General features: G+C 29.1%; 4 protein-coding genes and 1 tRNA gene. 4 read left to right on the forward strand and 1 reads right to left on the reverse strand.

What is annotated here, in order from left to right; genetic code table 11:
* Window positions 1-10: 10 nt before the first annotated feature.
* Window positions 11-99, reverse strand: a tRNA-Leu gene (locus Q1J60_RS09300).
* A 366-nt stretch (window positions 100-465) separates the two neighbouring features.
* Here Q1J60_RS09300 and Q1J60_RS09305 point away from each other — a divergent pair.
* The 4 genes from Q1J60_RS09305 (at window position 466) to Q1J60_RS09320 (ending at window position 8,224) form a co-directional block, all read left to right on the forward strand.
* Window positions 466-828, forward strand: coding sequence for a YccF domain-containing protein (locus Q1J60_RS09305; RefSeq protein ID WP_300261196.1), 363 nt, complete (start codon window positions 466-468; stop codon window positions 826-828).
* Between the two features lie 397 nt (window positions 829-1,225).
* On the forward strand, window positions 1,226-1,768 hold the full coding sequence (locus Q1J60_RS09310; protein WP_300261198.1) for an NADH peroxidase: 543 nt from the start codon (window positions 1,226-1,228) through the stop codon (window positions 1,766-1,768).
* 489 nt (window positions 1,769-2,257) lie between these two features.
* The gene (gene fsa, locus Q1J60_RS09315; protein WP_300261200.1) at window positions 2,258-2,905 is read left to right on the forward strand and encodes a fructose-6-phosphate aldolase; all 648 of its coding nucleotides are present in this window, start codon (window positions 2,258-2,260) and stop codon (window positions 2,903-2,905) included.
* Between the two features lie 261 nt (window positions 2,906-3,166).
* Window positions 3,167-8,224 (forward strand): endo-alpha-N-acetylgalactosaminidase family protein, encoded by a 5,058-nt coding sequence (locus Q1J60_RS09320; RefSeq protein ID WP_300261203.1) that lies wholly within the window; start codon window positions 3,167-3,169, stop codon window positions 8,222-8,224.
* Window positions 8,225-8,377 lie beyond the last annotated feature (153 nt).

Consider the following 8,377-nt stretch of genomic DNA (forward strand, 5'->3'; position numbering starts at 1 on the left):
TTAAGAGTTTTGGTGCCGAAGACCGGAATCGAACCGGTACGGTGTGTTAGCACCGCAGGATTTTAAGTCCTGTGCGTCTGCCAGTTCCGCCACTTCGGCATGTCCTGTTGACAATATTTATTATATATACATAAAAGATAAATGTCAACAAAAAAATAAAAAATTAGCGCATAAATTTTAAAAAATATAAATCATTAAAAAATATATGAAAATGAGTTGAAGTTAAAAGAAAAAGATGTTATTTTATTTAAAATACTTTTTAATTTGATTATATAAAATTAAGTTTTAATTTTAATGGTATATTTGCAATTATGTTAATTTAAAATAATTACTGTATTAAGATTACTTTGTTATTTTATATAAATTAGTTTGTTTAAAAATATTAAGCAATAAGAGAACATTTTTTTATAATCAAAGTAGATATTATTATAAAAAGTAAATATTTATTATAAAGGAGGAAAAATATTGAGTTGTCTAGGAAATCTTATTTGGATGATATTTGGTGGGTTTTTTAATGCTTTAGGATGGTTATTTTGGGGATGTATATGGTGTATAACAATAGTAGGAATACCTGTTGGATTACAATGTTTTAAATTAGCGGGATTACAATTAGCCCCTTTTGGTAAGGAAGTAGTAACTGTTGACGATGGAGCAGGAAATCTTGTGCTTAATATATTATGGATAGTTTTTGGTGGATTTACATTAGCTATAGGAAATTTAATAAGTGCAGCTATGTTTGCTATTACAATAATAGGAATACCTTTTGCAATACAGTCATTGAAATTGGCTAAATTATCTCTTATGCCTTTTGGTAAAGTGGTAAGATAATATACCTTTTATAAAAAGATATATTATTAGGTATTTGATTAAATTATTAAGATAAGGGCGTGTATCAAAATAAGTTTTTATATTTTTATATAACGCCTTCTTTTTTTATGTAATAAAGTTGAAATGATAAAATATGAATAGTTTTATTACAACAAATAATAATTTGAACTTTAATTTTTGATATAAAAAACTTATAGAGGAATTTTTTTTATTAAAAGTATAAATTGTTTAAAATATGTTGATAATGGAAAATGATTATTATATAATATTAATAAGGGTTAAGAAAAAAAATAATAGGTTAAATCTATAGATTATAAAGAAAGAGATTTATTAGGATAATTTTCTTAATAACCTATTGATGAAAAATATTTAAGCATAATATTAGGAGGATTTTATTATGAAAAAATTTGTTTGTACAATTTGTGGATATGTTTATGAAGGAGAAAAAGCACCAGAAAAATGTCCAATATGTGGAGCTGGTTCAGATAAATTTGTAGAGCAAAGTGGAGAATTAGCATTTGCAGATGAGCACAGAATCGGAGTTGCTAAAGGTGTAGATGAAAGAGTAATTGAAGGATTACAAGCTAACTTTGTAGGAGAGTGTACAGAAGTAGGAATGTACTTAGCTATGTCAAGACAAGCTGATAGAGAGGGATTCCCAGAAGTTGCAGAAGCTTATAAAAGAATAGCTTTCGAAGAAGCAGAGCATGCTGCTAAATTCGCAGAAATGTTAGGAGAAGTTGTAGAAGCTGATACAAAAGCAAACTTACAAGCAAGAGTAAATGCAGAGCATGGAGCTTGCCAAGGTAAAAAAGACTTAGCTACTTTAGCTAAACAATTAAACTTAGATGCAATCCACGACACAGTTCATGAAATGTGTAAAGATGAAGCTAGACACGGAAAAGCTTTCGCTGGATTATTAAAAAGATATTTTGAATAATTAAAATAAAAAAATGATTTCTACATTTGTAGAAATCATTTTTTTTTATTAAATGCATAAAATCATTGTGGTATAAAGATTGGTAAATAGAAGTTATAGGTTTAGAATAGATATTTAAATTAATTTGAGAGAATTTACTTATTTTCTATAAAAATGGTGAGAAGTTCACTTGATTTTGTTTATATTAAACAGTATTTATGATTTTTACACAGAATAAAAAACAAGAAATTAATTATTTTATTTGTATATACTTTAAATGATAAATATTACATAAGTGATACTCTAATAATTAATTATTATATATTAAAGTTATAAAATATTATATTATATCATATTATTAAGGAAAAATAAAATGACAAAATGTAAATTTTAGATAAAAATATTGAAAAATTCCTTTTTTAATGTTAACATCTATCTATGGAAACGATTAATAGAAAAAATATGGAATTCAAATTAATATTTTAAAATTGATGAAAAGGAGATTATGAAATGAAAATATTTATCGATACTGCAAATGTAGAAGAAATAAGAAAAGCTAGTAAATTAGGAGTTTTATCTGGAGTAACAACTAATCCTTCATTAATAGCAAAAGAAGGTAGAGATATTAAAGAAGTAATTGAAGAAATATGTAGCATAGTAGATGGACCAATAAGTGCTGAAGTTATGGCCTTAGAGTGTGACGAAATGGTTAGAGAAGGAAGAGAATTAGCTAAAATACATAAAAATATAGTTATAAAAATACCTATGTGTGAGGAAGGTTTAAAAGCTGTAAAAGTATTAGCTAGTGAAGGAATAAGAACAAATGTTACTTTAATATTCTCACCATTACAAGCTTTATTAGCAGCTAGAGCTGGTGCAGCATTCGTAAGTCCATTCTTAGGAAGACTTGATGATATAGGAAATCCAGGAATTGAAATTGTAACTCAAATAGCTGAAATGTTTGCTTTACATGGAATAGATACTGAAATAATATCTGCAAGTGTTAGAAATCCAATGCATGTTTTAGATTCAGCTATGGCAGGATCACATATTGCAACAATTCCTTATAATGTTATACTTCAAATGGTAAAACATCCTTTAACTGATGCTGGTATGAAAAAATTCATTGAAGATTATAACAAAGCTTTCAATAAATAATGTAGTTTACATTTATAATGTAAATTAATACACTAAATTAAAGTTTATTAATTTATAAAAGAATATATTTTATTTATAGTCAATAATTAACCCTTAAAAGAACTATCTGAAAAGATAGTTCTTTTATTTTGGAATTTTATTTTAAATAAATTATCTGTAAATAAAATACATAATAAAGTAGAAAATTTACATGTGAATTATTGAGTTAAAGGGTTAAAATTACAAATGTAAACATTTAACGTGAAATTAAGGGAGAGAAGAATGGGTATAAAATGTATGAACAAGAAAATTGCTTTAATAATAGCTTCTGCTGTTATTGCTGGACAATTACCAATTTCAGTACTTGCTACACCTGTTAATGAAGCTGTAGATGAGATAAATAGTAAATCAGCTGAAACTTTAAACAATAGTAATGAACAAGATGAGACTTATATTCAAAACTATGATAGACCAGAAGGGATTACATGGACGAAATTAGCTGGATCAGGAAGTGCTGAGGTAGCTGACGGAGTTTTATCAGTTACTAATAGTGGAGATTATAGAATTATGGAAGATCAATCGCCTAATATAAAAAATGGAGAGTTAGAAAGTAAGTTTACAGTTGGTGGGCCTCAATTTGGAATAATATTTAGATCAACTGAGTTAAACTATGGAATGATTAACTACGATTCAGGTACTGGCTGGGTTATAGAAAATAAAGATAAGTGGGAAAATATTTCAGGTCCAAGACTAAATAGTGGAGATATTGTAAAAGTTAAGGCTACTTTTGTTGAAAAACATTTAACTGTTAATGTTTCTGTAAATGATGGAGAATTTGAAACTATATATGATAAAGATTCAGATTTAATTCCATTACAAGCAGGTAAAGTTGGATATAGAGGATGGGGAAACTCTAAAACTACCAAATTTGATTACATTAAGTATGCTCCTATCACTGTAGATAAGGGACCTATAGTATCAATAAATGAAGTGAATGTAGAAACTTATCCAAGAGTTAAGCCTATTTTACCATCAAGTGTTACAGTAAATCATGAAAATGGTATGTCTAGTATTAAGGAGGTTTCTTGGAATTATATATCTAAAGAAAGTTATTCAAAGCCAGGTACATTTAAAGTTGAAGGTACAGTTGAAGGTGCAGAGGTAAAAGCAATAGCTAATGTAACTGTGAGCTCAGATTTAGCAAGTTATGAAACTAATTTTGATACAGAAGAAACAAGAGGAAATTGGCAAGTTGTAAAAGGTGGAGGAACTCCACGTTATGAGAATGGTAAAGTTACTATACCTATGAATGGAGTATCTGTAGCTGTTGATATGAATTCTCCAGAGGTTAAGAACTTTACTTACGAAACAGATTTTTCTGTTGATAATAATGAAGGAAGAATAGGTCTACTATTTAGATATGTATCAGAAACTGAGTGGGGAGCTGTTTGTTACGATAATGGTTCTTGGGTGTGGAAAACTGGAGATGGTAAATATGGTGCATTTCCAGGTTCATTTACACCAGAGCCAGGAAAAACTTATAGAATAAAGCTTAAAGTAGAAGATACAAATATTACTATGTGGGTTGATGGTGAAAAAATAGGTCAGGTTGCAATATCTAATTTACCAGATGTGAGAGGAAAAATAGGTTTAACTGGATGGTTTGGAAATAAAAATATTACTTTAGATAACCTTGCTATTGAAGAGTTAGGCGGGATAATGGTACCAGAAGTAGGAACATTAGAAGAACAAACTATAGAATCAGATTCTATGAAAGTAGTTTTAGATAATAGATTCCCAACAGTTGTTAGATACGAATGGAAAGGAACTGAGGATATTTTGTCAGGCGCATCTGTAGATGATCTAGAAGCTCAATATATGGTTGAAATTAATGGAGAGAAGAGAGTTCCAAAAGTAAATAGTGAATTTGTAAATAATGAAGGTATATATACATTAAATTTTGAAGATATAGGAATGACTATTATTTTAAAGATGACTGTTAAAGAAAATAAATTAATAATGGAAGTTACAGATATTAAAGAAGGAGATGTTAAACTTCAAACATTAAATTTCCCAAATCATAGTTTAGCTTCAGTAAGCAGTTTAAATAATGGTAAAACAGCATCTGTTTTAACAACTGGTGATTGGAATAACATAAATGAAGAATTTACAGAAATTGCTAAATTGAAGCCTGGAGTAAAGGGGAAAACTTATGCATTTATAAATGATGATAACTTTGCTGTAACTATAAATAATAATACTATTGAAGGTGGAAATAGAGTTGTATTAACAACTGAAAATGATACTCTTCCTGATAATACAAATTATAAGAAAGTTGGAATTTCAAATGGTACTTGGACTTATAAAGAAGTTCTTCAAGATACAACAGAACAAGGAAGTAAGCTATATCAAGGTGAAAAGCCATGGTCAGAAGTAATTATAGCAAGAGATGAGAATGGAGATGGTCAAGTAGATTGGCAAGATAGTGCTATTGAATATAGAAAAAATATGAAAATTCCAGTAGGTGGAGAAGAAATAAAAAATCAAATGTCATATATTGATTTTAATATTGGATACACTCAAAATCCGTTCCTAAGATCATTAGATACAATTAAAAAGCTTTCAAATTATACAGATGGATTTGGACAATTAGTTCTTCATAAAGGATATCAAGGGGAAGGACATGATGACTCTCATCCAGACTATGGCGGACATATTGGTATGAGACAAGGTGGTAAGGAAGACTTTAATACATTAATAGAAAAAGGTAAGGAATATAATGCAAAAATAGGTGTTCATATAAATGCAACTGAATATACTATGGATGCATTTGAATATCCAACTGAATTAGTTAACGAAAATGCTCCAGGATGGGGATGGTTAGATCAAGCTTATTATGTGAATCAAAGAAAAGATATAACTAGTGGAGAATTATTCAGAAGACTTGATATGTTAATGAAAGATGCACCAAATCTAGGGTGGATTTACGTTGACGTTTATACAGGTAATGGATGGAATGCTCATCAATTAGGAGAAAAGATAAATGATTATGGAATTATGATTGCAACAGAAATGAATGGACCATTAGAACAACATGTTCCATGGACTCACTGGGGTGGAGATCCTGCATATCCAAACAAGGGAAATGCAAGTAAAATAATGAGATTTATGAAAAATGATACTCAAGATTCATTCTTGGCAGATCCATTAGTAAAAGGTAATAAACATTTATTATCAGGTGGATGGGGAACTAGACATGATATAGAAGGTGCTTACGGTACAGAGGTATTTTATAATCAAGTATTACCTACTAAGTATTTACAACACTTCCCAATAATTAAGATGAGTGAAAATGAAGTATTATTTGAAAATGGAGTTAAGGCTATTAGAGAAAATTCTAATATAAACTACTATAGAAATAATAGATTAGTTGCTACTACTCCAGAAAGTTCAATTGGAGATACAGGTATTGGAGATACTCAATTATTCTTACCTTGGAATCCTGTTGATGAAGCAAATAGTGAAAAAATTTATCACTGGAATCCATTAGGAACTACTTCAGAATGGACTTTACCAGAAGGATGGACTTCTAATGATAAAGTTTATTTATATGAATTATCAGATTTAGGAAGAACTTTGGTTAAGGAAGTACCAGTTGCAAATGGAAAGGTTAATTTAGAAGTAAAACAAGATACTCCTTATATAGTTACTAAGGAAAAAGTTGAAGAAAAGAGAGTAGCTGATTGGGGATATGGTTCAGAAATAGCTGACCCAGGATTTGACTCACAAACTTTTGATAAGTGGAATAAAGAATCTACTGCTACAAATACAGATCATATAACTATTGAAAATGAAAGTGTTCAAAAGAGATTAGGTAATGATGTTCTTAAAATAAGTGGGAATGAAGGCGCTGATGCTAAAATTTCTCAAAGCATAAATGGATTAGAAGAAGGAGCAACTTATTCAGTATCTGCTTGGGTTAAAAATGATAATAATAGAGAGGTTACATTAGGAGTTAATGTTGGTGGAAAGGATTTTACTAATGTAATAACAAGTGGTGGTAAAGTAAGACAAGGAGAAGGGGTTAAGTATATTGATGATACTTTTGTGAGAATGGAAGTAGAATTTACTGTACCTAAAGGAGTAAACTCAGCTGATGTTTACTTAAAGGCATCAGAGGGAGAAGATAACTCAGTTGTATTAGTTGATGACTTTAGGATTTGGGATCATCCAGGTCACACTAATAGAGATGGATATGTATTCTACGAAGACTTTGAAAATGTAGATGAAGGTATATCACCATTTTATTTAGCTCCAGGAAGAGGACATTCAAATAGATCTCACTTAGCTGAGAAGGATATATCTATAGATGCTAAGCAAAGAATGAACTGGGTACTTGATGGAAGATTTTCATTAAAATCTAACCAACAACCAAATGAAAGAGGTGAAATGTTAACTACAGACGTTTCATCATTCCAATTAGAGCCAAATAAAACTTATGAATTTGGATTCTTATATTCATTAGAAAATGTAGCTCCAGGATATACTGTTAACATTAAGAAGAGAGATGGCGAAAAGGTTGTAAGTATTCCTTTAGAGGCTACTGGTTCAAACTATGCACAAGATATTTTCACTAAAGCTAAATCTGTAACTCACGAGTTTACAACTGGCGATTTTGATGGGGATTACTATATTACTTTAGAGAAAGGTGACGGATTTAAAGAAGTAATCTTAGATAATATTTATGTTAAAGAGATAGATAAGTCAATTGAATCTCCTGAATTAGCTCATGTAAATTTAAATACAGTAGAGCATGATTTGGAAATTGGACAAAGTGTTCCGTTTTCTATAAATGCATTAATGAATAGTGGTGCAAATGTTAATTTAGAAGAAGCTGAAGTTGAATATAAAGTTTCAAAACCAGAAGTTTTAACTATTGAAAATGGAATGATGACTGGTGTTTCTGAAGGATTTGCTGATGTTCAAGTAAATATTACTGTTAATGGTAAGAAAGTTTCTTCAAATACAGTAAAAGTTAAGGTTGGAAATCCAAAAGTTGAGGAAGAAGTTATAGTAAATCCAGTAAGAGATTTTAAGGTTACTGATAAGACTAAGAAAAATGTAACTGTAAGCTGGCAAGCACCAGAAAAAACTTATGGATTAGAAGGGTATGTTCTTTATAAGGATGGTAAAAAAGTTAAAGAAATAAGTGCTGATGAAACTGAATTTAAATTTAAGGGATTAAATAGACATACTATTTATAACTTTAAGATTGCCGCTAAATATTCTAATGGTAAACTTTCAACTAAGCAATCAATAACTGTTAGAACTGAAAGATAATAAGTTTTAATTATTTTAATTAGATTGAAGTAAATTTTAAAAAAGTAGTATAAGATTTTATATAGAGTCTTATACTACTTTTCTTTTAAATTTTATTGACTTTGAAATTACAAAGTGTATAATAAATTTAAAAAAGTTTAGAAATAAATATTT

Origin of the sequence: Clostridium sp. (assembly GCF_029258205.1) — a bacterium.
GTDB lineage: Bacteria > Bacillota > Clostridia > Clostridiales > Clostridiaceae > Sarcina.